At 64.2% G+C, this 24,971-nt stretch carries 23 protein-coding genes and 2 pseudogenes; 16 read left to right on the top strand and 9 right to left on the bottom strand.

Going from position 1 to position 24,971, the window contains the following annotated elements:
• Window positions 1–6 precede the first annotated feature (6 nt).
• Both B3E94_RS10205 and choX read right to left on the bottom strand, forming a co-directional pair.
• A complete protein-coding gene (locus B3E94_RS10205; protein WP_176516197.1) occupies window positions 7–891 on the bottom strand; it encodes a 3-keto-5-aminohexanoate cleavage protein in 885 nt (294 codons plus the stop codon).
• Between the two features lie 122 nt (window positions 892–1,013).
• Window positions 1,014–1,958 carry a choline ABC transporter substrate-binding protein gene (gene choX / locus B3E94_RS10200; RefSeq protein WP_286913394.1) on the bottom strand — a complete coding sequence of 315 codons (945 nt, stop codon included), beginning with the start codon at window positions 1,956–1,958 and terminating at the stop codon, window positions 1,014–1,016.
• 146 nt (window positions 1,959–2,104) lie between these two features.
• Here choX and B3E94_RS10195 point away from each other — a divergent pair, with 146 nt between their 5' ends.
• A complete protein-coding gene (locus B3E94_RS10195) occupies window positions 2,105–3,049 on the top strand; it encodes a GlxA family transcriptional regulator (protein ID WP_286913393.1) in 945 nt (314 codons plus the stop codon).
• Between the two features lie 100 nt (window positions 3,050–3,149).
• Here the strand turns inward: B3E94_RS10195 and B3E94_RS10190 are convergent, their stop codons facing one another.
• Entirely contained in the window at window positions 3,150–3,551 is a 402-nt protein-coding gene (locus tag B3E94_RS10190) for a lysozyme inhibitor LprI family protein (protein ID WP_286913392.1), read from the bottom strand.
• A 285-nt stretch (window positions 3,552–3,836) separates the two neighbouring features.
• On the opposite strand from B3E94_RS10190, the gene B3E94_RS10185 reads away from it, so the two are divergent.
• The 6 genes from B3E94_RS10185 (at window position 3,837) to B3E94_RS10160 (ending at window position 11,657) form a co-directional block, all read left to right on the top strand.
• Window positions 3,837–4,814, top strand: a complete 978-nt coding sequence (locus B3E94_RS10185; RefSeq protein WP_176516206.1) for a dipeptidase — start codon at window positions 3,837–3,839, stop codon at window positions 4,812–4,814.
• Window positions 4,815–4,891: 77 nt separating this feature from the next.
• Complete coding sequence (locus B3E94_RS10180) at window positions 4,892–5,422, top strand: DUF5943 domain-containing protein (RefSeq protein ID WP_176516208.1); 531 nt, start codon at window positions 4,892–4,894, stop codon at window positions 5,420–5,422.
• A 15-nt stretch (window positions 5,423–5,437) separates the two neighbouring features.
• On the top strand, window positions 5,438–7,498 hold the full coding sequence (dgcA, locus tag B3E94_RS10175; protein ID WP_286913390.1) for a dimethylglycine demethylation protein DgcA: 2,061 nt from the start codon (window positions 5,438–5,440) through the stop codon (window positions 7,496–7,498).
• A gap of 193 nt (window positions 7,499–7,691) precedes the next feature.
• Window positions 7,692–9,644 carry a dimethylglycine demethylation protein DgcB gene (gene dgcB / locus B3E94_RS10170; protein ID WP_286913389.1) on the top strand — a complete coding sequence of 651 codons (1,953 nt, stop codon included), beginning with the start codon at window positions 7,692–7,694 and terminating at the stop codon, window positions 9,642–9,644.
• Window positions 9,644–10,876 (top strand): electron transfer flavoprotein subunit alpha/FixB family protein, encoded by a 1,233-nt coding sequence (locus B3E94_RS10165; RefSeq protein ID WP_286913388.1) that lies wholly within the window; start codon window positions 9,644–9,646, stop codon window positions 10,874–10,876. The genes dgcB and B3E94_RS10165 overlap by 1 nt, the downstream gene beginning before the upstream one ends.
• A 10-nt stretch (window positions 10,877–10,886) precedes the next feature.
• Complete coding sequence (locus tag B3E94_RS10160; RefSeq protein WP_176516215.1) at window positions 10,887–11,657, top strand: electron transfer flavoprotein subunit beta; 771 nt, start codon at window positions 10,887–10,889, stop codon at window positions 11,655–11,657.
• A gap of 139 nt (window positions 11,658–11,796) precedes the next feature.
• On the opposite strand, the gene B3E94_RS10155 is transcribed toward B3E94_RS10160, so the two are convergent.
• Complete coding sequence (locus tag B3E94_RS10155) at window positions 11,797–12,015, bottom strand: cold-shock protein (RefSeq protein ID WP_286913386.1); 219 nt, start codon at window positions 12,013–12,015, stop codon at window positions 11,797–11,799.
• A gap of 140 nt (window positions 12,016–12,155) precedes the next feature.
• Here B3E94_RS10155 and B3E94_RS10150 point away from each other — a divergent pair, with 140 nt between their 5' ends.
• Window positions 12,156–12,632, top strand: a complete 477-nt coding sequence (locus B3E94_RS10150) for a hypothetical protein (protein ID WP_286913385.1) — start codon at window positions 12,156–12,158, stop codon at window positions 12,630–12,632.
• On the top strand, window positions 12,629–13,513 hold the full coding sequence (locus B3E94_RS10145; protein ID WP_286913384.1) for an RHS repeat-associated core domain-containing protein: 885 nt from the start codon (window positions 12,629–12,631) through the stop codon (window positions 13,511–13,513). Before B3E94_RS10150 ends, B3E94_RS10145 begins: the two co-directional genes overlap by 4 nt.
• A 34-nt stretch (window positions 13,514–13,547) precedes the next feature.
• Here B3E94_RS10145 and gbcA read toward each other — a convergent pair whose 3' ends face one another.
• Entirely contained in the window at window positions 13,548–14,840 is a 1,293-nt protein-coding gene (gene gbcA / locus B3E94_RS10140; RefSeq protein ID WP_286913383.1) for a glycine-betaine demethylase subunit GbcA, read from the bottom strand.
• Window positions 14,841–15,134: 294 nt separating this feature from the next.
• Between gbcA and gbcB the strand changes: the two genes are divergently transcribed.
• Window positions 15,135–16,235, top strand: coding sequence for a glycine-betaine demethylase subunit GbcB (gene gbcB / locus B3E94_RS10135; RefSeq protein ID WP_176516219.1), 1,101 nt, complete (start codon window positions 15,135–15,137; stop codon window positions 16,233–16,235).
• A gap of 129 nt (window positions 16,236–16,364) precedes the next feature.
• On the opposite strand, the gene B3E94_RS25560 is transcribed toward gbcB, so the two are convergent.
• Both B3E94_RS25560 and B3E94_RS25555 read right to left on the bottom strand, forming a co-directional pair.
• Window positions 16,365–17,228 carry a methyl-accepting chemotaxis protein gene (locus B3E94_RS25560; RefSeq protein WP_373874202.1) on the bottom strand — a complete coding sequence of 288 codons (864 nt, stop codon included), beginning with the start codon at window positions 17,226–17,228 and terminating at the stop codon, window positions 16,365–16,367.
• Window positions 17,220–17,975, bottom strand: a pseudogene (locus B3E94_RS25555) (MCP four helix bundle domain-containing protein); the annotation flags it as partial. The pseudogene B3E94_RS25555 and the gene B3E94_RS25560, both read right to left, overlap by 9 nt.
• 291 nt (window positions 17,976–18,266) lie before the next feature.
• Between B3E94_RS25555 and B3E94_RS10125 the strand changes: the two are divergent.
• From B3E94_RS10125 to B3E94_RS25545, 4 genes and pseudogenes are all read left to right on the top strand, one after another.
• The gene (locus tag B3E94_RS10125) at window positions 18,267–18,497 is read left to right on the top strand and encodes a hypothetical protein (protein ID WP_176516221.1); all 231 of its coding nucleotides are present in this window, start codon (window positions 18,267–18,269) and stop codon (window positions 18,495–18,497) included.
• Window positions 18,494–18,796 (top strand): cell division protein ZapA, encoded by a 303-nt coding sequence (locus B3E94_RS10120; RefSeq protein WP_008089653.1) that lies wholly within the window; start codon window positions 18,494–18,496, stop codon window positions 18,794–18,796. The genes B3E94_RS10125 and B3E94_RS10120 overlap by 4 nt, the downstream gene beginning before the upstream one ends.
• Before the next feature lie 181 nt (window positions 18,797–18,977).
• Window positions 18,978–20,051 (top strand): annotated as a pseudogene (locus B3E94_RS25550) (HAMP domain-containing protein); the annotation flags it as partial.
• Window positions 20,052–20,177: 126 nt separating this feature from the next.
• The gene (locus B3E94_RS25545) at window positions 20,178–20,915 is read left to right on the top strand and encodes a methyl-accepting chemotaxis protein (RefSeq protein ID WP_373874201.1); all 738 of its coding nucleotides are present in this window, start codon (window positions 20,178–20,180) and stop codon (window positions 20,913–20,915) included.
• Between the two features lie 51 nt (window positions 20,916–20,966).
• Here B3E94_RS25545 and B3E94_RS10110 read toward each other — a convergent pair whose 3' ends face one another.
• Window positions 20,967–21,395, bottom strand: coding sequence for a hypothetical protein (locus tag B3E94_RS10110; RefSeq protein ID WP_286913378.1), 429 nt, complete (start codon window positions 21,393–21,395; stop codon window positions 20,967–20,969).
• A gap of 233 nt (window positions 21,396–21,628) precedes the next feature.
• Window positions 21,629–22,669 carry a low specificity L-threonine aldolase gene (locus B3E94_RS10105; RefSeq protein ID WP_236237017.1) on the bottom strand — a complete coding sequence of 347 codons (1,041 nt, stop codon included), beginning with the start codon at window positions 22,667–22,669 and terminating at the stop codon, window positions 21,629–21,631.
• A gap of 305 nt (window positions 22,670–22,974) precedes the next feature.
• On the opposite strand from B3E94_RS10105, the gene B3E94_RS10100 reads away from it, so the two are divergent.
• A complete protein-coding gene (locus B3E94_RS10100; RefSeq protein WP_176516228.1) occupies window positions 22,975–24,228 on the top strand; it encodes a serine hydroxymethyltransferase in 1,254 nt (417 codons plus the stop codon).
• A 15-nt stretch (window positions 24,229–24,243) separates the two neighbouring features.
• A partial coding sequence (locus B3E94_RS10095) for an FAD-dependent oxidoreductase (protein ID WP_286913377.1) occupies window positions 24,244–24,971 on the top strand: 728 nt, incomplete at its 3' end.

The following is a 24,971-nucleotide window of genomic DNA, read 5'->3' as shown; positions in this document are numbered from 1 at the left end:
TAGGGATCAGCGGCGCTTGAGGTTCATTTTTTCCCGGCCTTCTGCCGGGCTGAGTACGCGGCCACCCATGCGGGTGATGATCTCGGCGGCGCGCTCCACCAGCTGGCCGTTGCTGGCCAGCACGCCGCGGTCCAGGTACAGGTTGTCTTCCAGGCCCACCCGCACGTTGCCGCCGAGCAGCACGGCTTGCGCTGCCATCGGCATCTGCATGCGGCCGATGCCGAAGCCGGCCCAGGTGACGTTGGCCGGCAGGTTGTCGACCATCGCCTTCATGGTGGTGGTGTCGGCCGGCGCGCCCCAGGGGATGCCCAGGCACAGTTGGAACAGCGGGTCTTGGAGCAGGCCTTCTTTGATCATCTGCTTGGCGAACCACAGGTGGCCGGTGTCGAAGATTTCCAGCTCGGCCTTCACCCCCAGTTCGGTGATGCGCTTGGCGCCGGCGCGCAGTTGCGCCGGGGTGGAGACGTAGATGGCGTTGCCGTCGCCGAAGTTGAGGGTGCCGCAGTCGAGGGTGCAGATTTCCGGCAGCAGCGCCTCGACGTGGGCCAGGCGCTCCAGCGGGCCGATCAGGTCGGTGCCGGGGCCGAATTCCATGGGCGATTCGCCTGGGCCGATTTCCAGGTCGCCGCCCATGCCGGCGGTGAGGTTGACGATGACGTCCACGTCGGCTTCGCGGATGCGTTCCATGACTTCGCGGTAGAGGTTCACGTCGCGGCTGAAGCGGCCGGTTTGCGGGTCGCGGACGTGGCAGTGGACCACGGTGGCGCCGGCTTTGGCGGCTTCGACGGCGGCTTCGGCGATCTGCTTGGGGGTGACCGGGACCAGGTGGCTCTTGGCGACCGTGTCGCCAGCACCGGTAAGGGCGCAGGTGATGATGACGTCGTGGTTCATGGTGTGTTCCTTGTGGGGTCTGTTCTGGCCTTATCGCCGGCAAGCCGGCTCCCACAGGGTTCGCGCAGAACCCTGGTGAGCGATGTTGCTGTGGGAGCCGGCTTGCCGGCGATCAGGCCCTGTCAGTTGGCGCTGAGCTTGAGGTTGTCTGCGGCCGGCTTGCCATCGAAGGTGGTCACACCCTCAAGCCAGCGGGCCTTGTCGTCGGGGTGGTCCTTGAGCCACTGGCGGGCCGATTCCAGCGCGTCCTTGTGGTCGAGCAGCGGCTGCATCATGCGGCTCTCGTCCTCGGCGCTGAAACTCAGGTTGGCCAGAAGGCGGTGGGCGTTGGGGCAGCGGTCGGCGTAGTCCGGGGCGGTCACCGTCCACACCGTGGCGCGGCCTTCGTCCGGGCCCAAGGCATCCTGGCTGTCGCCCAGGTAGGCCATGTCGATGTTCACGTTCATCGGGTGAGGCGCCCAGCCGAAGAACACCACCGCTTCCTTGCGCCGCACGGCCCGGTCGACGGCGGCGAGCATGCCGGCCTCGCTGGACTCGACCAGCTGGAACTTGCCCAGGTCGAACTGGTTCTTGGTGATCATGGCCTTGATCTGGGTGTTGGCGCCCGAACCTGGTTCGATGCCGTAGATCTTGCCGCCCAACTCCTTGTCGAACTTGTGGATGTCGGCAAAGGTCTTCAGGCCCTTGTCATACAGGTACTTGGGCACTGCCAGGGTCGCCCGCGCATCTTCCAGGCTCGGCTTTTCCAGCACCTTGACCTGCTGCGCGTCGATGAATGGGGTGATGGTCTGGGTCATGATCGGGTTCCAGTAACCCAGGAACATGTCCAGGCGCTTGTCGCGGATACCGGCAAAGATGATCTGCTGCGAGGCGCTGGTCTGCTTGGTCTGGTAACCCAGGCCGTCGAGCAGTACCTGCGCCATGGCGCTGGTGGCGATGACGTCGGTCCAGTTGACCACGCCCAGGCGCACGTTCTTGCAGGCCGCGGGCTCGGCGGCGAAAAGCGGGGTGGCGACGATGCTGCTCAGGGCAAGGGACAACAGGCTGCGGCGGATCAAGCTGTGCATGGTGGCTCTCCATCGGCAGTGCATATTGTTATGGTGGGCGGCCTCTGCGGGCCGTGTGAATAAGCTACGCGGGCGGCGGGGTGGAAAATCGCACCCTGGCGACCAACACTTGCACGCAAGCGACCACCTTCACTGTGGAGCATTCGATGCCGGACACCATCCACTTCCTATTGCTGCCGGGCTTTTCCGCCATGGGCTTCATCAGCGCCCTGGAGCCGCTGCGGGTGGCCAACCGTTTTCGCGGGCCGTTGTACCGCTGGCGCGTGCTCAGCCTGGACGGCGGCGCGGTGCAGGCGAGCAATGGCATGTCGGTGAATGCCGACGGCGCGCTGGCGCAGGAGGCGCCGGGCAAGATGCTGCTGGTGGTGGCCGGCTTCGACCCGCTGGCGCACTACGGCCTGGCGCTGCAGCAGAGCCTGCGCCGCTTCGACCACGACGGGGTGATCCTCGGCGGCATCGACACCGGCGCCATGCTGCTGGCCGAGGCCGGCCTGCTCGATGGCTACCGGGCGACCTTGCATTGGGAGGCGCTGGACGCCTTCAAGGAGCGCTACCCAAGGTTGCAGGCGACCCAGGAGCTGTTCGAGATCGACCGCCGGCGCATCACTTGCGCCGGTGGCACGGCATCGATCGACCTGATGCTAGACCTGATCGCCCAGGCCCATGGCAGCGAGTTGGCGGTGCAGGTGTCGGAGCAGTTCGTGCTCGGGCGCATCCGCCCGCGCCAGGACCACCAGCGCATGCAGATCGCCAGCCGTTATGGCCTGAGCAACAAGAAGCTGGTGAAGGTGATTGGCGAGATGGAGCGCAACCTGGAGCAGCCGCTCAATACCCAGGTGCTGGCCGATGCGGTGCAGGTGACCCGGCGCCAGCTGGAGCGGCTGTTTCGCCTGCACCTGGAGGACACGCCCAGTGGCTTCTACCTGCGCCTGAGGCTGGACAAGGCGCGGCAGCTGTTGCGCCAGACCGACATGAATGTGCTGGAGGTGGCGGTGGCGTGCGGGTTCGAGTCGGCTTCGTACTTCACCCGCTGCTACCGGGCGCGGTTTGCCCGGTGCCCCCGGGAGGACCGGCTGGCGCGGGCGGTTTGAGGGGTGTCAGTGGCGGCCTCATCGCCGGCAAGCCGGCTCCCACAAAAGGCTGTGGAGTCACTTGTGGGAGCCGGCTTGCCGGCGATGAGGCCGGTGCAGGCTATTGCTGCCCGATGGTCTGCAGGTACTCCGAGCGGTCATCGCTGCGCTGCGCCACGCAGGTATTCCACGCCGCCTCGAAGGCCTTGCTCCCCGGTTTCTCGGCGTAGGTCTCGACCTTGCAGTCGGCATCACGCAATTGCGTCCAGAGCTTCTCGGCGGCGTCCATGCGCCCGACCAGCGCCGTGGCCTGGGCCGCTTCGTCGGCATACTGGTCGCGAATACGCTGGATCAGGTCGTCATACGCCAACTTCAACTCACGCTCGGCGGTCTGCTTGTTGAACGCCGCGCAGGCATAGGTCTGCTGGTCGGTTTCAACGTTGTCGCACGGCGTGCTCTCTTCCTCGCCGGCCTGGGCCACGCCGACCACAGCCAGCAGTACCAGCCATGCCAATGATTTCATCCGTTTTCTCCTTAACAGGCTGACGAATCGCAGGGATTCTCGCTCACCCCACGACAAGACGATAGCTCCCTGACGAAATGTTCATGAAACGCCCCAACAGGTCGTTATCGAGACTGTCTCTCATCCCCAGGCGCCGGGCCAGACGGGCCGATGTCGCGCATTGACGCTTTCGGCAAACCCCCTGTCGTTTTTGCATCGGGGCGCCTTGGGGCACAGGCATATGCTGGCCCCAAAGCGCCGGCACATCGTTCGGTGCGACCCAACTCAATAAAAGGGGACAGCCTGATGAGCCCAGCCGAACTGCACGCCGACAGCATCGTCATCGACGGTTTGATCATTGCCAAATGGAACCGCGAGCTGTTCGAAGACATGCGCAAAGGCGGCCTGACCGCAGCCAACTGCACCGTGTCGGTCTGGGAAGGGTTCAAGGCCACCGTCGACAACATTGCCGCCAGCCAGAAGCTGATCCGCGAGAACGGCGACCTGGTGATGCCAGTGCGCACCACCGCCGACATCCGCAAGGCCAAGGAGCTGGGCAAGACCGGCATCCTCTTCGGCTTCCAGAACGCCCATGCCTTCGAAGACCAGATCGCCTACGTCGACGTGTTCAAGCAGCTGGGCGTGGGCATCGTGCAGATGTGCTACAACACCCAGAACCTGGTCGGCACCGGCTGCTACGAGCGTGATGGCGGGCTGTCGGGCTTCGGCCGCGAGATCGTGGCAGAAATGAACCGCGTGGGCATCATGTGCGACCTGTCCCACGTCGGCTCCAAGACCTCCGAAGAAGTCATCCTCGAATCGAAAAAGCCGGTGTGCTACTCGCACTGCCTGCCGTCGGGCCTCAAGGAGCACCCGCGCAACAAGTCCGATGCGGAGCTGAAGTTCATCGCCGACCACGGCGGCTTCGTCGGCGTGACCATGTTCGCGCCGTTCCTGGCCAAGGGCATCGACTCGACCATCGACGACTACGCCGAAGCCATCGAATACACCATGAACATCGTCGGTGAGGACGCCATCGGCATCGGCACCGACTTCACCCAGGGCCACGGCCAGGACTTCTTCGAATACCTGACCCACGACAAGGGCTACGCCCGTCGCCTGACCAACTTCGGCAAGATCATCAACCCGCTCGGCATTCGCACCGTCGGCGAGTTCCCCAACCTCACCGAAACCCTGCTCAAGCGCGGCCACTCCGAGCGCGTGGTGCGCAAGATCATGGGCGAGAACTGGGTCAACGTCCTCAAGGACGTCTGGGGCGAGTAAGCCGCTCTCCACGCCTGATAGCCCCTGCCAGCAACGCCGGGGCACCCACATGAAAAATTTTATGGAGTTGAGTTTCCATGGCCAAGATCGCCCCGCAATTGCCAATCGAAGTCGACAGCGAGACCGGTGTCTGGACCAGCGACGCCCTGCCGATGCTGTACGTGCCGCGGCATTTCTTCGTCAACAACCACATCGGCATCGAAGAAGTGCTGGGCGCCGACGCCTACGCCGAGATCCTCTACAAGGCCGGCTACAAGTCGGCCTGGCACTGGTGTGAAAAAGAAGCCGAGTGCCATGGCCTGGAAGGCGTGGCGGTGTTCGAGCACTACATGAAGCGCCTGAGCCAGCGTGGCTGGGGCCTGTTCCAGATCCAGGACATCGACCTGGACAAAGGCACCTGCAGCGTCAAGCTCAAGCACTCGGCGTTCGTGTACGTGTACGGCAAGTGCGGGCGCAAGGTCGACTACATGTTCACCGGCTGGTTCGCCGGCGCGATGGACCAGATTCTCGCTGCCCGCGGCAGCAAGATCCGCACCGTGGCCGAGCAGGTCTACGGCGGGTCGGAAGAAGGCCACGAAGATGGCCTGTTCGTTACGAAGCCGTTGTAAGCCGGAGATAGCGTCATGGCATTCGAAGCAATGTTCCAGCCGATCCAGATCGGCAAACTGACCATCCGCAACCGCGTGCTCAGCACCGCGCACGCCGAGGTCTACGCCACTGACGGCGGCATGACGACCGACCGCTACGTGAAGTACTACGAAGAGAAGGCCAAGGGCGGCATCGGCCTGGCCATCTGCGGCGGCTCGTCGGTGGTGGCCATCGACAGCCCGCAGGAATGGTGGGCCTCGGTCAACCTGTCGACCGACCGCATCATCCCGCACTTCCAGAACCTGGCCGACGCCATGCACAAGCATGGCGCCAAGATCATGATCCAGATTACCCACATGGGCCGCCGCTCACGCTGGGACGGCTTCAACTGGCCGACCCTGATGTCGCCCTCGGGCATCCGTGAACCGGTGCACCGCGCCACCTGCAAGACCATCGAGGTGGAAGAGATCTGGCGGGTGATCGGCAACTACGCGCAGGCTGCGCGGCGTGCCAAGGAAGGTGGCCTGGACGGCGTCGAGCTGTCGGCGGTGCACCAGCAAATGATCGACCAGTTCTGGAGCCCGCGGGTCAACAAGCGTACCGACGAATGGGGCGGCACCTTCGAAGGGCGCATGAAGTTCGGCCTGGAAGTGCTCAAGGCCGTGCGCGCCGAAGTCGGCGACGACTTCTGCGTGGGCATGCGCATCTGCGGTGACGAATTCCACCCCGATGGCCTCAGCCACGAGGACATGAAGCAGATCGCCGCCTACTACGACGGCACCGGCATGCTCGATTTCATCGGCGTGGTCGGCTCGGGCTGCGACACCCACAACACCCTGGCCAACGTCATCCCCAACATGAGCTACCCGCCGGAGCCGTTCCTGCACCTGGCGGCCGGCATCAAGGAAGTGGTCAAGGTCCCGGTGCTGCACGCGCAGAACATCAAGGACCCGAACCAGGCCACGCGCATCCTCGAAGGCGGCTACGTGGACATGGTCGGCATGACCCGCGCGCACATGGCCGACCCGCACCTGATCGCCAAGATCAAGATGGGCCAGATCGACCAGATCAAGCAGTGCGTCGGTGCCAACTACTGCATCGACCGCCAGTACCAGGGCCTGGATGTGCTGTGCATCCAGAACGCCGCGACGTCCCGTGAATACATGGGCGTGCCGCACATCATCGAGAAGACCACCGGGGTCAAGCGCAAGGTGGTGGTGGTCGGCGCCGGCCCGGCCGGCATGGAAGCGGCCCGCGTGGCCGCCGAACGTGGCCACGACGTGACCCTGTTCGAGAAGAAGGAGCAGATCGGCGGGCAGATCACCATCGCCGCCAAGGCACCGCAGCGTGACCAGATCGCCGGCATCACCCGCTGGTACCAGCTGGAGCTGGCGCGCCTGAAAGTCGACCTGCGCCTGGGCACTGCCGCTGACGTGGCGACCATCCAGGACCTGCGCCCGGACGTGATCGTGCTGGCCGTGGGCGGGCATTCGTTCCTTGAGCAGAACGAGCACTGGGGCGCCGCCGAAGGGCTGGTGGTCAGCAGCTGGGACGTGCTCGACGGCAAGGTGGCGCCGGGCAAGAACGTGCTGGTGTACGACACCATCTGCGAATTCACCGGCATGTCGGTGGCCGACTTCATCGCCGACAAGGGCAGCCAGGTCGAGATCGTCACCGACGACATCAAGCCGGGCGTGGCCATGGGCGGCACCACCTTCCCGACCTACTACCGCAGCATGTACCCCAAAGAAGTGATCATGACCGGCGACATGATGCTGGAGAAGGTCTACCGCGAAGGCGACAAGCTGGTGGCGGTGCTGGAGAACGAATACACCGGCGCCAAGGAAGAGCGTGTGGTCGACCAGGTGGTGGTGGAAAACGGCGTGCGCCCTGACGAAGCGTTGTACTACGCGCTGAAGGAAGGATCGCGCAACAAGGGCCAGATCGACGTGGAGGCGCTGTTCGCCATCAAGCCGCAGCCGATCCTCAGCCAGCCGGGCGAGGGCTACCTGCTGTACCGCATCGGCGACTGCGTGGCCCAGCGCAACGTGCACGCGGCGATCTACGACGCCTTGCGCCTGTGCAAGGATTTCTGATCCTGCGGGCATGAACACCGCCCCTGTCGGGGCGGGACTGGCCCCCTGTGGGAGCGGGCTTGCCCGCGAAAGCGTCAGCATGAACAACAGAGTTGTCTGATCTGACGCATTCGCGGGCAAGCCCGCTCCCACAGGGTCCGCGCCCACCCTGAGTGTTGGCGCAAGAATTGAGCTGTTGTTGTGGGAGCCTCCCATGTTGAACACCCTGCTACCCATCCTGCTGTTCGCGGCCCTTGCCCTGGCGCTGCTCGGCGCCCTGCGCCGGGTGCGCATGTGGCGTCGCGGCCGGCCGGCCAAGGTCGACCTGCTCGGCGGCCTGCTGGCCATACCGCGGCGCTACCTGGTGGACCTGCACCACGTGGTCGAGCGCGACAAGTACATGTCCAAGACCCACGTGGCCACCGCCGGCGGCTTCGTGCTGTCGGCCGTGCTGGCGATCCTGGTGCATGGCTTCGGCCTGCACAGCAAGATCCTCGGCTACGCCTTGCTGGTGGCCACGGTGATCATGTTCTGCGGCGCCATCTTCGTCTTCAAGCGCCGCCTGAACCCGCCCTCGCGCCTGTCCAAGGGCCCGTGGATGCGCCTGCCGAAAAGCCTGCTGGTGTTCGCCGCCAGCTTCTTCATCGCCACCTTGCCGGTGGCCGGCATCCTGCCGGCCAACAGCGGTGGCTGGGTGATGGTCGGCGTGCTCGGCCTGGGCGTGCTGTGGGGCGTGTCGGAGCTGTTCTTCGGCATGACCTGGGGCGGCCCGATGAAACACGCCTTCGCCGGTGCCCTGCACCTGGCCTGGCACCGCCGCGCCGAACGCTTCGGCGGCGGCCGCTCCACCGGCCTCAAGCCGCTGGACCTGGAAGACCGCAACGCACCCCTGGGCGTGGAAAAACCGACCGATTTCACCTGGAACCAGCTGTTGGGCTTCGACGCCTGCGTGCAGTGCGGCAAATGCGAGGCCATGTGCCCGGCGTTCGCCGCCGGCCAGCCGCTGAACCCGAAAAAACTCATCCAGGACATGGTCATCGGCCTGGCCGGTGGCACCGACGCGCAGTTCGCCGGCAGCCCGTACCCCGGCAAGCCGATCGGCGAGCATGGCGGCAACCCGCACCAGCCGATCGTCAACGGCCTGGTCGATGCCGAGACGCTGTGGTCGTGCACCACCTGCCGCGCCTGCGTCGAGGAATGCCCGATGATGATCGAGCACGTCGATGCCATCGTCGACATGCGCCGCCACCTCACCCTGGAAAAGGGCGCGACCCCGAACAAGGGCGCCGAGGTGCTGGACAACCTGATCGCCACCGACAACCCAGGCGGTTTCGCGCCCGGTGGTCGCATGAACTGGGCAGCCGACCTCAACCTGAAGCTGCTGTCGGAGGTGAAAACGACCGACATTCTGTTCTGGGTCGGCGACGGCGCCTTCGACATGCGCAACCAGCGCACCCTGCGCGCGTTCGTCAAGGTGCTCAAGGCCTCCGGCGTGGACTTCGCCGTGCTCGGCCTGGAAGAGCGCGACAGCGGCGATGTGGCGCGGCGCCTGGGCGATGAAGCGACCTTTCAGCAACTGGCCAAGCGCAACATCCAGACGCTGGCCCAGTACAAGTTCCAGCGTATCGTCACCTGCGACCCGCACAGCTTCCATGTGCTCAAGAACGAGTACGGTGCACTGGGCGGCGACTACCAGGTGCAGCACCACAGCAGCTACATCGCCGAGCTGATCGCGGCGAACAAGCTCAACCTCGGCCAGCACAAGGGCGGCAGCGTCACCTACCACGACCCGTGCTACCTGGGCCGCTACAACGGCGAGTACCAAGCGCCCCGCGAAGTGCTCAAGGCACTGGGCATCGAGGTGCGCGAGATGCAGCGTTCGGGCTTCCGTTCGCGCTGCTGTGGTGGTGGCGGCGGCGCGCCGATCACCGACATCCCCGGCAAGCAGCGGATCCCCGACATGCGTATGGACGACATCCGCGAAACCCAGGCGGAGCTGGTGGCCGTGGGCTGCCCGCAATGCACCGCGATGCTCGAAGGCGTGGTCGAACCGCGCCCACAGATCAAGGACCTCGCCGAGCTGGTGGCCGATGTGCTGATCGAAGAGGACAGCGCCGCGGCCCCAAAGTCGCCAGCGGTCAAACGTGAACCTGCGGAGGTGCACTGATGAGCGACATCATCCGCCGCGACCCGCGCGCCGAGTGGATCGCCCGTAACCGCCTGCACCCGCTGCATGCAGCGCTGCAGACGCAACAAACCCGCTGGATGGGCCCCAACGGCCTGCTGCGCAAGAACCCGCATGCCATCGCCGCCGGCTTCATCGGCCCCAATGGCATCAAGCGCATCGACCGCAGCGGCGCCCAGCAGGGCACCGGCGTCGGTGGGCGGCGCAGTGCCGCTGCCGAAGTGCAATTGCCGCTGCACCAGGTGCCGGCGCCGGCGTTCTTCATCGCCGTGGTGCCGGACATGGTCGGTGGCCGCCTGAGCAGCCACGACCGCGACCTGCTCGGCCTGGCCCACAGCCTGGCCGGCAGCGATGGCGCGGTGCTGGCGGTGGTGTTCGGCGAGCACAAGGAAAGCAACTTTTCCACAGCCGGCGTCGACCGCCTGCTGGTCATCGAGGGCGAGGCCTTCGAAGGTTATGCACCGGAGCAATGGGTGCAGGGCCTGCGGGCTGTGGATAACCAGTTCACCCCGCGCCACTGGCTGCTGCCCGACAGCCGCAGCGGTGGCGGCGAACTGGGCCGGCGCCTGGGTGCGGCGCTGGGCGAGCGCCCGGCGACACGGGTGTGGCAGGTCAAGGACGGCCAGTGCATCGGCCGCGCCGGTGCCGGCCAGCAGGACCTGCAACGGGCCGTGCCGCGCCTGATCCTGGGGGCGGCCGAGTGCGCCGAACCGGTCAGCGAAACCCGCCACGAGGCATTGCCGGTGGAGTTGTCCACAAGCGTGGCGCGCAGCCTGTCGCGTATCGAAGACCTCGGCTCGGTGGCCGTGGACCCGGCGACCATCGCCATGGCCGAGGCCGAGTTCATCGTCTCCGGCGGCAACGGCGTCAAGGACTGGGCCCTCTACCACAAGGCCACCGCAGCCCTCGGCGCCACCGAAGGCGCCTCGCGGGTGGCGGTGGACGATGGCTTCATGCCGCGCAACCGCCAGGTGGGCGCCACCGGTACCTGGGTCACGGCACGGGTTTATGTGGCTGTGGGTATCTCCGGTGCGATCCAGCACCTGCAGGGCATCGGTGCCTGCGACAAGGTGGTGGCGATCAACATGGACCCGGGCTGCGACATGATCAAACGGGCCGACCTGTCGGTGATTGGCGACAGTTCGGCGATTCTCCAGGCACTGATCGAGGCTGTGGAAAACTTCCGCAGCGGCGGCCAGCGCGACGCGGCATAAGGGCACGAGCATGAGTACGAAAGTCATCAGCCTGGTTTCCATCGGTGCCCACCCCAGCTCCGGCCGCGCCCGCCGCGCCGAGCAGGACGCACGCGCCGTGGAGCTGGGCTTGCAGCTGGCTGGGGATAACTTGCAGGTGGTGCATGCCGGCGACCCGCGTGAAGAAGCGCTGCGGGCTTACCTGGGCATGGGCCTGGATCATCTCGACGTGCTGGAGCAGCCGGCCGGCGCCGATGTGCTCGGCGTGCTCGGCGATTACCTGCGCGATGCCGGCGCCCAGCTGGTGCTGACCGGCAGCCAAGCGGAGACCGGCGAAGGTTCGGGCATGCTGCCGTTCCTGCTGGCGGAGAAACTGGGCTGGCCGCTGGTGGTGGGGCTGGCCGAAGTGGAGTCGATCGACAACGGCACCGCCCAGGTGCTGCAGGCCTTGCCACGGGGGCAGCGGCGCCGGCTGAAGGTGCGCCTGCCGCTGCTGGCGACTGTGGATAACGCCGCGCCCAAGCCGCGCCAGAGTGCCTTTGGCCCGGCGCGCCGGGGTGTGCTGGCGGCGCGCAACGTGGCCATCGTCGAAGACGAACTGCTGGGCGAGGCCGAGCTGCAGCCGGCACGGCCGCGGCCCAAGCGGCTCAAGGTGATCAAGGCCAAGAGCGGTGCCGACCGGATGAAGGCGGCCACGGCCAAGGCCAGTGGTGGGGGCGGCAAGGTGCTGAAGGACGTTTCTCCCCAGGAGGGCGCCGAGGCGATCCTCAAGCTGCTGGTGGAAGAGGGCGTGCTGCGCTGATACGCGCCTGTGTAGGAGCGGCCTTGTGTCGCGATGGGCTGCGCAGCAGCCCCGGCAATCTCGAGCCAGATTCGGCAATCTCGAGTGAAATTCGGCAACCTGGGGCCGCGTTGCGGCCCATCGCGACACAAGGCCGCTCCTACAGCAGCCCTCGCTTTACATTGAACGCCCAGCAACTCACGCCCTCGACAATCGGATCGAACGTCACCCGCTCCCCCTCCAGCAGTTGTGCATTACCCGCCATCAGGATCGCGATACGCGTCACGAAGTAGTCCCCGCTACCGTCATCTGCCTTGATCACTCCCACTCCGTTTCCTCCATGGAACCACTTCACAGTGCCGACCAGGCGCCTGTGCATAAGTGACCTCGCATCAATGGCAGTTAGCTAGCCCTTAATCAATCACGAAGGCGCAACGAGGGAAACTGGCAAAAATGTCAGGTGCTCGCAAAGGTTGCCCACGGAATCTGTTTGCCAGGGTGTGGATAAAGTGTTGGCGTATGGCTGTAGGTACCGTTTCACGTGGCTTACAGGGTTTTGATCAAAAAACAGCCAGTGGCGTTTATTCACAGCCGGAGCGCAGAGCTGAAGAAGTGGCCGACTTTTGCCCACAATCGCTGTTAGCGGGTCTGTGGATAATCTGTTCGGTAGCGGCTGAATGCCCTGTAGGCCGTGGCTTGTACGAATGTGATCAAAAAATGAGCGATTCGTCAATCAAGCTCGCAGATCCATTCAAATCAGAGCCTTGGGCAGGTTATGCACAAGGTGATGAGTCAATGCTCATCGCTTACGCACAAACTCTGTTGGTGTCTCTGTGGATAAGGTGTATGGAGTCCGCTACAGCCCAGCAAACATGGTGCTTTGGAAGATTCGGTCAAAAAATGATCAGTGATCTGCCTGATATTTATGCCAGTAGGAAAACACCTCAGCCAGCGCTACGGTATCCGCATCCGTCCAAAACTGTGGATAACTCATGAAGGCTTGCTTGTTGACTACAGATCGGCAGCGCTCGGTGCTACAAGGTCTGCGCGCTTACTCACCTTACGGGTTCAGCAAAGCCACCTCAGCGCCGGCGCTGGGTTTTTGCGGTCAGCGCCATGACCCGCTTACAGGCAATTATCCCTTGGGCAATGGCCATCGTTCATACAGCCCGACGCTGATGAGATTCCTGAGCCCTGATAGCCTCAGCCCATTCGATCGAGGGGGATTGAATAGCTATGCGTACTGCGGGGGGGACCCGGTCAACAGGATCGATCCGGGGGCGCAGTTCTGGCAGCGCGTGCTCGGCGCATTTTCAAGCATGGTTACTGGCTTGGGGGCGATTGTCAGAACTGCCAGGAATGAAGTTTCACGCTTGCAGCATCAATTTGATTCAAATTCACCCTATACACCTACACCTTTTTTGAATCGCATCAGCAACACCTCGTTCTTGGTGACATCGGCTTCCGGAATTTCGGGCAATACGCTGTTGGGGATCGAGACCGGTTGGGCTCCTGAAACGTTTATGAGCGTTGGCAATGCGATAGGTGTATTTGGCTCTAACGGGAACATCGTGGGTGGTGTCTCGGGCAACTTCAACACCGCACGAGAGACTTGGCAGTTGATTGGATCGCCAGGCGTTGCGGCGAGCAGCGTCGCATACGGTACGTTCGTGGAAGTAACCGGCCTGCGGATGGCGGGGGAGGCTCTCGACTATATGGGTAGGCAAGCAGGGCAACTAGTACGCAGACTGCGCCATACAGCGCGGGAGGCATACCGTGCGTGGCGCCAATCGGGAGAATCAACACAGGCCGCTATCTCGATGCAGAACATACGCCAAACACCCGATAGGGCCATTGTTCGCAGAAACACCGTCTGACACGGCTTGCACGCGTGTCAGACGGCAATCTTCATTACTGCGCCTGCACTTCTTTCAAGTAAGGCGCAGGCTCCGCCCCCAGGTTGGCCAGCACGCGCTCGCTGTACCAGTCGATGAAGTTCACCACGCCAAACTCGTAAGTCTTCGAGTAAGGCCCGGGCTGATAGGCGCTGGAGTTGATCCCGCGCTGGTTCTCTTCAGCCAGGCGGCGGTCCTGGTCGTTGGTGGCTTCCCACACTTTGCGCATGCGCTCCGGGTCGTAGTCCACACCTTCCACAGCATCCTTGTGCACCAGCCACTTGGTGGTGACCATGGTTTCCTGGGCGCTGATCGGCCACACGGTGAAGACGATCATGTGGTCGCCCATGCAGTGGTTCCACGAATGCGGCAGGTGCAGGATGCGCATCGAGCCCAGGTCCGGGTTCTTGATGCGGCCCATCAGCTTCTGGCAGGCCTGCTTGCCGTCCATGGTCATCGACACGGTGCCCTTGAGCAGCGGCATGCGCACGATGCGGTTACGCAGGCCATGGCTCTTGTGCAGGTACGGGATCTTCTCGGCTTCCCAGGCGGCGGCGGAGGCGGCCACGTGGTCCTTGAAGTCCTGGCTGGCGCGCGGGTCGTTGGTGTCATCCCATTCCAGAAGGGTTTGCAGCAGCTCGGGGTGCGAGCCGTTGCAGTGGTAGCACTCGCGGTTGTTTTCCAGCACCAGCTTCCAGTTGGCCTTTTCCATCAAGGTGGTTTGCACCGCCACCTTGGCGTTGTCCATCTCGTAGGGCTCCATGTAGTGGTCCAGGGTGGCCAGGAACTCATCGATGGCAGGCGGGTTCTGCGCCAGGCTGATGAAGATGTAGCCGCCGGCGACCTTCACGTTCACCGGTTTCAGGCCGTACTGGTTCATGTCGAAGTCGGCGCCCATTTCGGTGCCGGCGAACAGCAGGCGACCGTCCAGCTCGTAGGTCCACTGGTGGTACGGGCACACCAGCTTGGCCACCTTGCCTTTCTCGCTGACGCACAGGCGCGAGCCGCGGTGGCGGCAGACGTTGTGGAAGGCATGCACCTTACCTTCGGCGCCGCGCACCACGATGATCGGGTTCTTGCCGATCTGCAGGGTGATGTAGTTGCCCTTTGCCGGGATCTCGCAGGTCATGCCGGCGATCAGCCATTCCTTGTGGAAGATCTCCTGCATGTCGATCTGGAACAGACGCTCGTCGGTGTAGAAAGGCTGGGGCAGCGAGTAGGTGCGCTCGCGGGTCTGCAGCATCTGGGCGGTGGCCTTGCGTGCAGGTTCCAGTGGATCGCCCAGGCTCAGGGTTGCGGTGACGTCCATCGTGTATTCCTCGGGGCCGTGTGCGGCCGGCAAAAGGTGGCTAATCGTTGTTGTGGTGCCGCAAGGCTGTGTGTCGCGAACAGCCGTTTCTTTTGCCGTGGAGTGTGCGTCCGAAGGCGGCGCGAACCGTATCCATGGGCGACATGGCCGATTTGAATTACGACGCCCCAGCCCTTGTAGCACGGGGCTGGTCGCGATAAGCACGCCGATGTCGCAGGCAGGAATGTACGTCGCCTTCAGCTTGCGCATTATCCCAGCCATAAAAAGGCCAATTGTCGGCCGCTGGAGAAGAACATGTCCGATACCTTCCTCAATCCGGTCAGCACCCAGACCTGGGCCAACGGCCGCCACATCGTGCGCTGCGTCAAGGTCATCCAGGAGACCTGGGACGTGCGCACCTTCTGCTTCATGGCCGACCAGCCGATCATGTTCTTCTTCAAGCCTGGGCAATTCGTGACCCTGGAGCTGGAGATCGAAGGCAAGCCGGTGATGCGCTCGTACACCATCTCCAGTTCGCCGTCGGTGCCCTACAGCTTCTCGATCACCGTCAAGCGCGTGCCCGGCGGGCTGGTCTCCAACCACCTGCACGACACCATGCACGAAGGCGCGGAGCTACCGGTGCATGGCCCGGTCGGGCTGTTCAACGCCATCGACTTCCCGGCGGGCAAGGTGCTGTACCTCTCCGGTGGCGTCGGCATCACCCCGGTGATGTCGATGGCGCGCTGGTTCTACGACACCAATGCCAATGTCGACATGGTCTTCGTGCACAGCGCCCGTTCACCGAAGGACATCATCTACCACCGCGAACTGGAGCAGATGGCGTCGCGCATCCCCAACTTCAGCCTGCACATCATTTGCGAGAAGCACGGCCTGGGCGAGCCCTGGGCGGGCTACCGTGGCTACCTGAACCAGCGGCTGATGGAGCTGATTGCGCCCGACTACATGGAGCGCACGGTGTTCTGCTGCGGCCCGACGCCGTACATGACCGCGGTCAAGCGCATGCTCGAAGCGGTCGGTTTCGACATGAAGAACTACCACGAGGAATCGTTCGGCGCGACGCCGGCCGAAGCCAAGGCCGACGCCGTGGAGCACGCCGAGCAGGCTGCCGACGCACCGGAAGTGGCGGCCGCAGACCTCAACCTGGTGGAGTTCATCGGCAGCGAGAAGAGCATCCGCGTCGCCCCGGGCGAGACCGTGCATGCGGCGGCGGCGAAAGTCGGGCTGATGATCCCCAAAGCCTGCGGCATGGGCATTTGCGGGACCTGCAAGGTGCTCAAGCTGGGCGGCGAGGTGGAGATGGAGCACAACGGCGGGATAACCGAAGAGGATGAAGCCGAGGGCTACATCCTGTCGTGCTGCAGCGTGCCGAAAGGGGATGTGCGGATCGATTACTGATCCGAGATTTTGGGGCTGCTTTGCAGCCCAATCGCTGGCAAGCCAGCTCCCACAGTGGCAGCAGTACTGCACCGATTCCTGTGGGAGCCGGCTTGCCGGCGAATGGGCCGCAACGCGGCCCCAGCGGTATCAGGTCCTGAAGCGGGCGACCAGCCCATTCAAGTCCACTGCCAAGCGCGAAAGCTCGGCACTGGCGGCGCTGGTCTGATGCGCCCCGGTCGCACTCTGCACCGACAGGTCATTGATGTTCACCAGGTTGCGATCCACCTCGCGCGCCACCTGCGCCTGCTCTTCCGCCGCACTGGCGATCACCAGGTTGCGCTCGTTGATCTGCGCCACCGCCCCGGCAATGCTGTCCAGCGCCAAGCCCGCGCCACGGGCGATGTTCAAGGTCGACTCGGCGCGTTCGGTGCTGGTGCGCATCGATTCCACCGCCTGCTCGGTGCCGCCCTGGATGCTGCCGATCATCCGCTCGATCTCGCTGGTCGACTGCTGGGTGCGATGGGCCAGCGCGCGCACTTCATCCGCGACCACGGCAAAGCCACGGCCGGCTTCACCGGCGCGTGCGGCCTCGATGGCCGCGTTCAGGGCCAGCAGGTTGGTCTGGTCGGCCAGGCCACGGATCACGTCGAGCACCTTGCCGATATCGCGTGACTGCTCGGCCAGGTGGGTGATGAGCTGCGCTGTGGCCTGCACGTCGCCGCTCATGCGCTCGATAGCGCCCACGGTTTCCATGACCAGGTCACGCCCATCGCCGGCCGAGCGGCTGGCTTCGCCGGACGCCTCGGACGTGCTCACGGCGTTGCGCGCCACTTCTTCCACGGCGCTGGTCATCTCGGTGACTGCGGTGGCGGCCTGTTCGATTTCGTTGTTCTGCTGCTGCAGGCCACGGGCACTCACGTCGGTGACGCAGTTCAGCTCTTCGGCGGCCGAGGCCAGCTGGGTGGCGGAGCCGGCAATCAGTTGCAGGGTGTCGCGCAGCTTGTCCTGCATGCGGGCCATGGCGCGCAGCAGGCGGGCGGCTTCATCGGTGCCTTCGGCGCGGATGACGTGGGTCAGGTCGCCGTCGGCGACTTGTTCCGCGGCCTTGAGCGCTTCGTCGATCGGTTTGACGATGCTGCGGGTGAGCAGGAAGGCGCAGAGGAAGGTCAGCACGGTGGCGGCGACCAGCAGCCCGATCACCAGGGTGAAGGCTGCGGCGTACTGGCTGGCGGCGGTGTCGTTGGTGTCGCGGGTCTGGTCGGTGTTGATCTTGACCAGGGTGTCCATGACCTTGTTGATCTGCTCGGAGTTGGCCAAAAGATCGCGGTTGAGCAGGTCTCGCAGCTCATCGGTACGGTTGGCCTGGCTCAGGCTGCGCATGCGCGCCTCCAGCTGGCGGTACTGGCTGAGCAGCTGGGTGTACTGATCGAAGGCCGCCTGCTCGTCGGCGGCGCCGATCATCGGCAGGTAGGCCTGGCGGGCGCGGTCGATCTGGGCGTTGCGCTGGTCCAGCAGGTCGAGGGTGTCGCGCTGCACCTCAGGCTCGCGGTTGAGCAGCAGGCGGTAGGAGAGGGTGCGCATGCGCAGGTTCAGCGCGGTCAGCTCGTCCAGGGTCTTGATGCTGGGGATGCTGATGTCCTCGATGGCAATGCCGGCCTGGCGGATGTTGCCCATCTGCATGAGCGAGAAGATGCCGAGGCCGAGCATCAGCACGCCGATCAGCGAAAAGCCGAGCAAGGCGCGCGGGGCGATGTTCATGTTGCGTAGAGACATGGGGGAAGAGTCCAGGCAAGGAAAGAGGGCGCAATCCATGCGACAAAATAAGACGTACCTGGGCTATCGGTCGTGTCCGGTGAGTCTTGAGTGCGAGCGGCGAAAATTGTGAGGCAGCTATCTATTTACCTGACCGGCGGTTGACCCATGTCGGAACAAGGGGCCGGATACCCTGTCAATCTCGCGGTAAGAAACCTTGAGAATCCGTTATTTAATGGCGATGGCTCACACTTTTCTTTATCGTGTGCGCCCTTTGCAACAACCCGAGATATCCCCATGCTGGAAGCTTCCCTGAATCAACTCGAGCAACTGGTCAGCGACCTGATGCAGAAAAACGCTCAACTCACCGAGCAGAACACCTCCCTCGGCCAGGAACTGGCCCAGGCCAAGGAAGAAAACGAGACCCTGCAGCTGTCGCTGATGGAGCAGGAAGAAAAGCACGGCGCGACCGCTGCCCGTATCCAGGCGCTGGTTGACCGCGCCAGCGCAGGTGTCGTCGGCGCATGAGACTGCAAGCGCAGCCGATCAATGTCGTGTCGATCCTCGGCAGCGACTATTCGATCAAGGCGCCTGAAGGCCAGGAAGAAACCCTGGCGCAGGCAGTGCGGATGCTCAACACCGCCCTGGCCGAGACCAAGCGTCAGTACCCGAGCCTGATCGGCGACAAGCTGCTGGTACTGGCGGCCCTCAACTTGTGTTCCAAGCAGGTCGAACTGCAGAAGGAACACCAGCAGACCCTCGAGCGGACCCAGGCGCAGATCGACGCCACGGTGGACGCCATCGTTCGGACCATCGCCGAACAATAACCAGCACACGACATCGGCCTTGTAGGAGCGGATTCATCCGCGATTGCGTCAGTGAATCCACTACCGCATCGCGGATAAATCCGCTCCTACAAGGTGCACTTGTTTGCTGCAGATCACTGGAATAACTGGATACTCAAGTGTATACACTTTCCGTAAAACAATAATTAACGGGGAGTGGGGCATGCGGATCTGGCGTAAAAGCATCCAGTGGCAGTTGATCGCAAGCATGGGCGCTGCCCTACTGGCGAGCATCTTGGTGGTGGTGGTGATTTTCACGGTGGCGCTCAACCGCCTGACCGAACGTTATCTGCTCGACACGGCGCTACCGGCCAGCGTCGAAGCCATCCGCAACGACATCGAGCGCATGCTCGGCCAGCCCCTGGTGGCCGCCGCCGACATTGGTGGCAACACCCTGCTGCGCGACTGGCTGGCAGCCGGTGAGGACGCCGCCGAGCGCCCCCGCTTCATCGAGTACCTTGAAGCCGCCAGGCAACGCAACCACGCCTTCACGACCATGTTCGCCGCGACCGAAACGGGCCATTACTACAACGAGAAAGGCCTCGACCGTACCCTCAGCCGCGAAAACCCCCACGACAGCTGGTTCTACCGCTACATCGACAGCGGTGCCGAGCGCGTGCTCAACATCGACATCGATGGCTCCACAGGCGAGCTTGCGCTGTTCATCAATTACCGCGTGGAAAAGGACGGCAAGCTGGTGGGCGTGGCGGGCATGGGCCTGCGCATGAGCGAGCTGTCGAAGCTGATCCACGACTTCAGCTTCGGCGAGCGTGGCAAGGTCTTTTTGGTGCGCAACGACGGGCTGATCCAGGTGCACCCCGACCCTGCCTTGAGCGGCAAGCGGCAACTGGCCGAGCAGCTCGACGCACCCGCCGCCCAGGCGCTGCTCACCGGCGACCAGACCTTGCGCAGCAACCGCTTCGAGCGCGACGGCGAGGCCTATCTTGCCCTGGGCCTGCCCCTGCGCGATTTGAACTGGACCCTGGTCGCCGAGGTGCCGGAGGCGGAAATCTACGCGCAGATGCACCAGGCGCTGTGGCTGACCACCTTGATCGGCGGCGCCGTGGCGCTGCTCTCGCTGCTGCTGGTGGTATGGCTGGCGCGCGGCTTGGTGAAGCCGATCCGCCGGGTCACGGCGGCGCTGGTGCAGATCGGCAGCGGCGCGGGTGACCTCAGCCACCGCCTGGATGATTCTCGCCAGGACGAACTGGGCGACCTGGCCCGCGGCTTCAACCGCTTTCTCGACAGCCAGCGCGGCCTGATCGGCGAAGTGCTGAGCACCACCGAGCGCCTGCACGTTGCCGTCGAGCAGGTGACCCAGGTGGTGGACAACACGGCCGAGCGCTCGGGCCGGCAGCAGGAAATGACCGAGATGGTCGCCACTGCCGTGCACGAGATGGGCCTGACCGTGCAGGAAATTGCGCGTAATGCCGGCGATGCCGCGCAAGCCTCGCAAGCGGCGCGCGACGAGGCGCTGCAGGCGCGCGATGTGGTGCAGCGCTCGATCCAGGGCATCGAAGGCATGTCGGGCGACATCGGCAAGGCGGCGGATGCGGTCGGCCAGCTGGCCGGTGAAGTGGCCTCGATCGATGAGGTGCTGGCGGTGATCCGCAGTATTTCCGAGCAGACCAACCTGCTGGCGCTCAATGCCGCGATCGAGGCCGCAAGGGCAGGGGAAATGGGCCGAGGCTTTGCCGTGGTCGCCGATGAGGTGCGCACCCTGGCCCGGCGCACGCAGCTGTCTACCGATGAGGTGCAGCAGATGATCCAGCGGCTCAAGCAGGGCGCGGGGTCGGCGGTGACGTCGATGCAGGCGGGGCAGCAGGCCACGGGCAGTGGCGTGGAGTTCAGCCAGCGTACTGGCTCATCGTTGGGCGCGATCACCGACCAGGTGGAGCACATCAGCGACATGAACCACCAGGTGGCCACGGCGACTGAAGAGCAGTCGGCGGTGACCGAGGAAATCAACCGCACGGTGCAGGGGATATCCGATCTGGCCAGGGAAACGGCGGCGGAAGTGCAGGGGTGCCGCGAGGAATGTAAGGCGTTGCGTGGGTTGGCTGATGACCTGGCGCGGCAGATGGGGGGCTTCAGGCTTTGATCCGTTTGCCTTGGCCAGTGCCCGACAGGGCAGCTGGCCAAGGCCTTGGGTTTACGTGTTTTCGACGGTTACTTCAAGTTCGGCCGAGTCCGCGTTGTTGAGCGTAATGGTTCTTTTCAGAACCCGTAGGAACTCATCGTCACGTTTGAAAATGGCACCTAGCGGCAAGGCATGGAGTGCCTGGCGCATGTGCTCGGCTGTGACGATTTCGCCGATCGGCTCGTTGACATGCTTGAGCAGCACGCGCACACCCGGCCTTGCAATCGAGCGGCCGCGCCGTGGGGGCTGCGAATACCAGTCGTAGGCGCCTTTGACAGCCCAGATGCCTTTATCGCCCTTGGCCGAATACTCGAACAGGTAAGGGGGGCGGTGTTGCACGCCGTGGAAGAGATCGCCGCTTTGGCAGGACAACAAGAGCTTCTTGACCTCAGGCTGGATGATGGGAGTATCGAAAAAGAACACTTCAAGATCAGCACACATGAACAGTTTCCCGAGCAATTTATGGAAATGATGCCTTGCCAATTCTTACGGCGCGGGTACGGTCTGGATGTGGGCGTAGCTTTCAATGATTGTGTGAATTTCCGCTGCTAGCGGCTCAGGCTTTGGGTCGGTGGTGGCCCTATCGCCGGCGAGCCGGCTCCCACAGGGCAAACCACTGCCTTCGCGTGCAGCGCGGTACCTGTGGGAGCCGGCTTGCCGGCGATGGCGATCTGTCAGGCGCCGATGATGGCGCGGATATCCGCCGCCAGCTCGCGCACCCTGGCTTCCTCGGTATCCCACGAGCACATGAACCGCGCCCCGCCGCTGCCAATGAAGGTATAGAAGCGCCAGCCCTTGCCACGCAGTGCCTCGATCGCCGGCTCCGGCATCTGCAGGAACACCCCGTTGGCCTCCACCGGGAACATCAACTGCACCCCCGGCAGATCGCTCACCAACGACGCCAGCAACTGCGCGCAGCGGTTGGCGTGGGCGCCATGGCGCAGCCAGGCGTCATCTTCCAGCAACCCCACCCACGGCGCGGACAGGAAGCGCATCTTCGACGCCAGCTGCCCGGCCTGCTTGCAGCGGTAGTCGAAGTCATCGGCCAGGTCGCGGTTGAAGAACAGGATCGCCTCGCCCACCGCCATGCCGTTCTTGGTGCCGCCAAAGCACAGCACATCGACGCCGGCCTTCCAGGTCAGCTCGGCCGGGCTGCAGCCCAGGAACGAGCAGGCATTGCTGAAGCGCGCGCCGTCCATGTGCAGGTTCAGGCCCAGCTCCTTGCAGGTGGCGCTGATCGCCTTGAGCTCGTCGGGGCGGTACACGGTGCCCACTTCGGTGGCCTGGGTGAGGGTGACCACGCGCGGCTTGGGGTAGTGGATGTCCTGTCGCTTGAGCGCCACTTCGCGGATCGATTCGGGCGTCAGCTTGCCGTTGACGCTGGGCGCGGTCAGCAGCTTGGAGCCGTTGGAGAAGAACTCCGGCGCGCCGCATTCGTCGGTCTCGACGTGGGCGGTCTCGGAGCAGATCACGCTGTGGTAGCTCTGGCACAGCGAGGCCAGGGCCAGGGAGTTGGCGGCGGTGCCGTTGAAGGCGAAGAACACCTCGCAGTCGGTTTCGAACAGTTTGCGAAAGTACTCCGAGGCGCGCTCGGTCCACTGGTCGTCGCCGTAGGCGCGTTCGTGGCCGGTGTTGGCCTTGGCCATCGCGGCCCAGGCTTCGGGGCAGATGCCGGAATAGTTGTCGCTGGCGAATTGTTGGCTCTTGTCTGTCATGGCACGGTCCTTTGAACGACGCAGAAGCGCACTCTAAACCATTGCTGAAACGGTTGCCTATACAAGCTGTGCCGGCCCCTTCGCGGGGCAAGCCCGCTCCCACAATGGCCCTGCATACGGCAAACAATTGTGGGAGCGGGCTTGCCCCGCGAAGAGGCCGGCACCAACAACCCAAAAGCCAATGTCGTAAACGCGCCATTGCAAGGCGTGCGCAGGCATCTGACCCACCCCGGCCAGTCATACCATCGCCACAAAGGGCCACAGTGCCTTACAGACAAGAACAGATCGCTGCCGGGAGAAACATGATGTTCAGCAAGCAAGACCAGATCCAGGGTTATGACGACGCACTGCTGGCGGCGATGAATGCCGAAGAACAGCGCCAGGAAGATCACATCGAGCTGATCGCCTCGGAGAACTACACCAGCAAGCGCGTGATGCAGGCCCAGGGCAGCGGCCTGACCAACAAGTACGCCGAAGGCTACCCGGGCAAGCGCTACTACGGCGGTTGCGAGCACGTCGACAAGGTCGAGGCGCTGGCCATCGAGCGCGCCAAGCAGCTGTTCGGCGCCGACTACGCCAACGTCCAGCCGCACTCCGGCTCCTCGGCCAACGGCGCGGTGTACCTGGCCCTGCTGCAGGCCGGCGACACCATCCTGGGCATGAGCCTGGCCCACGGCGGCCACCTGACCCACGGCGCCAAGGTGTCGTCCTCGGGCAAGCTGTACAACGCCGTGCAGTACGGCATCGACACCAACACCGGCCTGATCGACTACGACGAAGTCGAGCGCCTGGCCGTCGAGCACAAGCCGAAGATGATCGTTGCCGGCTTCTCGGCCTACTCCAAGACCCTCGACTTCCCGCGTTTTCGTGCCATCGCCGACAAGGTAGGCGCCTTGCTCTTCGTCGACATGGCCCACGTCGCCGGCCTGGTCGCCGCCGGCCTGTACCCCAACCCGATTCCGTTCGCCGACGTGGTCACCACCACCACCCACAAGACCCTGCGCGGCCCACGCGGCGGCCTGATCCTGGCCAAGGCCAACGAAGAGATCGAGAAGAAGCTCAACGCCGCCGTGTTCCCCGGCGCCCAGGGCGGCCCGCTGATGCACGTGATCGCCGCCAAGGCCGTGTGCTTCAAGGAGGCGCTGGAGCCCGGCTTCAAGGCGTACCAGAAACAAGTGATCGAAAATGCCCAGGCCATGGCCCAGGTGTTCATCGACCGCGGCTACGACGTGGTCTCCGGCGGCACCGACAACCACCTGTTCCTGGTCAGCCTGATTCGCCAGGGCCTGACCGGCAAAGATGCCGACGCCGCCCTGGGCCGCGCGCACATCACCGTCAACAAGAACGCCGTACCCAACGACCCGCAGTCGCCGTTCGTTACCTCGGGCCTGCGCATCGGCACCCCGGCCGTCACCACCCGCGGCTTCAAGGTTGCCCAGTGCACCGCCCTGGCCGGCTGGATCTGCGACGTGCTCGACAACCTCGGCGATGCCGACGTCGAAGCCGATGTGGCGAAGAACGTCGCTGCGCTGTGCGCCGACTTCCCTGTTTACCGCTGAGTGGAGCAGACGACCATGCAACGCTATTCGGGCTTCGGCCTCCTCAAGCACTCCCTCAGCCACCACGAAAACTGGCAGCGCATGTGGCGCACGCCGACCCCCAAGAAGGTCTACGACGTGGTCATCGTCGGCGGTGGCGGCCATGGCCTGGCCACGGCCTACTACCTGGCCAAGGAACACGGCATCACCAACGTCGCGGTGATCGAGAAGGGTTACCTGGGCGGCGGCAACACCGCCCGCAACACCACCATCGTGCGCTCCAACTACCTGTGGGACGAGTCGGCGCACCTGTACGAGCACGCCATGAAGCTGTGGGAGGGGCTGTCCCAGGACCTCAACTACAACGTGATGTTCTCCCAGCGCGGCGTCTACAACCTGTGCCACACCCTGCAGGACATGCGCGACTCCGAGCGCCGCGTCAGCGCCAACCGCCTCAATGGCGTGGACGGCGAGCTGCTCAACACCGCCCAGGTCGCGGCTGAAATCCCGTACCTGGACTGCTCCAAGAACACCCGCTACCCGATCCTCGGCGCCACCGTTCAGCGCCGTGGCGGCGTGGCCCGCCACGATGCCGTGGCCTGGGGCTTCGCCCGCGCCGCCGACGCCCTGGGCGTGGACCTGATCCAGCAAACCGAAGTGATCGGTTTTCGCAAGGAAAACGGCGCGGTCATTGGCGTTGAAACCAACAAGGGCTTCATCGGCGCCAAGCGCGTCGGCGTGGTCACCGCCGGTAACTCCGGGCA

Origin of the sequence: Pseudomonas sp. UBA6315 (assembly GCF_002438125.1) — a bacterium.
Lineage (GTDB): Bacteria > Pseudomonadota > Gammaproteobacteria > Pseudomonadales > Pseudomonadaceae > Aquipseudomonas > Aquipseudomonas faucium.
Note: the sequence above shows the minus strand (reverse complement) of the source record. Positions and strands in the feature narration are given on the sequence as shown.

What these genes read in the sequence shown, in the direction of transcription:
- B3E94_RS10205 (WP_176516197.1), bottom strand. Translation starts at nt 891, where the DNA reads ATGAACCACGACGTCATCATCACCTGCGCCCTTACCGGTGCTGGCGAC.
- choX (WP_286913394.1), bottom strand. Translation starts at nt 1,958, where the DNA reads ATGCACAGCTTGATCCGCCGCAGCCTGTTGTCCCTTGCCCTGAGCAGC.
- B3E94_RS10195 (WP_286913393.1), top strand. Translation starts at nt 2,105, where the DNA reads ATGCCGGACACCATCCACTTCCTATTGCTGCCGGGCTTTTCCGCCATG.
- B3E94_RS10190 (WP_286913392.1), bottom strand. Translation starts at nt 3,551, where the DNA reads ATGAAATCATTGGCATGGCTGGTACTGCTGGCTGTGGTCGGCGTGGCC.
- B3E94_RS10185 (WP_176516206.1), top strand. Translation starts at nt 3,837, where the DNA reads ATGAGCCCAGCCGAACTGCACGCCGACAGCATCGTCATCGACGGTTTG.
- B3E94_RS10180 (WP_176516208.1), top strand. Translation starts at nt 4,892, where the DNA reads ATGGCCAAGATCGCCCCGCAATTGCCAATCGAAGTCGACAGCGAGACC.
- dgcA (WP_286913390.1), top strand. Translation starts at nt 5,438, where the DNA reads ATGGCATTCGAAGCAATGTTCCAGCCGATCCAGATCGGCAAACTGACC.
- dgcB (WP_286913389.1), top strand. Translation starts at nt 7,692, where the DNA reads ATGTTGAACACCCTGCTACCCATCCTGCTGTTCGCGGCCCTTGCCCTG.
- B3E94_RS10165 (WP_286913388.1), top strand. Translation starts at nt 9,644, where the DNA reads ATGAGCGACATCATCCGCCGCGACCCGCGCGCCGAGTGGATCGCCCGT.
- B3E94_RS10160 (WP_176516215.1), top strand. Translation starts at nt 10,887, where the DNA reads ATGAGTACGAAAGTCATCAGCCTGGTTTCCATCGGTGCCCACCCCAGC.
- B3E94_RS10155 (WP_286913386.1), bottom strand. Translation starts at nt 12,015, where the DNA reads ATGCACAGGCGCCTGGTCGGCACTGTGAAGTGGTTCCATGGAGGAAAC.
- B3E94_RS10150 (WP_286913385.1), top strand. Translation starts at nt 12,156, where the DNA reads ATGGCTGTAGGTACCGTTTCACGTGGCTTACAGGGTTTTGATCAAAAA.
- B3E94_RS10145 (WP_286913384.1), top strand. Translation starts at nt 12,629, where the DNA reads ATGAAGGCTTGCTTGTTGACTACAGATCGGCAGCGCTCGGTGCTACAA.
- gbcA (WP_286913383.1), bottom strand. Translation starts at nt 14,840, where the DNA reads ATGGACGTCACCGCAACCCTGAGCCTGGGCGATCCACTGGAACCTGCA.
- gbcB (WP_176516219.1), top strand. Translation starts at nt 15,135, where the DNA reads ATGTCCGATACCTTCCTCAATCCGGTCAGCACCCAGACCTGGGCCAAC.
- B3E94_RS25560 (WP_373874202.1), bottom strand. Translation starts at nt 17,228, where the DNA reads ATGCAGGACAAGCTGCGCGACACCCTGCAACTGATTGCCGGCTCCGCC.
- B3E94_RS10125 (WP_176516221.1), top strand. Translation starts at nt 18,267, where the DNA reads ATGCTGGAAGCTTCCCTGAATCAACTCGAGCAACTGGTCAGCGACCTG.
- B3E94_RS10120 (WP_008089653.1), top strand. Translation starts at nt 18,494, where the DNA reads ATGAGACTGCAAGCGCAGCCGATCAATGTCGTGTCGATCCTCGGCAGC.
- B3E94_RS25545 (WP_373874201.1), top strand. Translation starts at nt 20,178, where the DNA reads ATGACCGAGATGGTCGCCACTGCCGTGCACGAGATGGGCCTGACCGTG.
- B3E94_RS10110 (WP_286913378.1), bottom strand. Translation starts at nt 21,395, where the DNA reads ATGTGTGCTGATCTTGAAGTGTTCTTTTTCGATACTCCCATCATCCAG.
- B3E94_RS10105 (WP_236237017.1), bottom strand. Translation starts at nt 22,669, where the DNA reads ATGACAGACAAGAGCCAACAATTCGCCAGCGACAACTATTCCGGCATC.
- B3E94_RS10100 (WP_176516228.1), top strand. Translation starts at nt 22,975, where the DNA reads ATGTTCAGCAAGCAAGACCAGATCCAGGGTTATGACGACGCACTGCTG.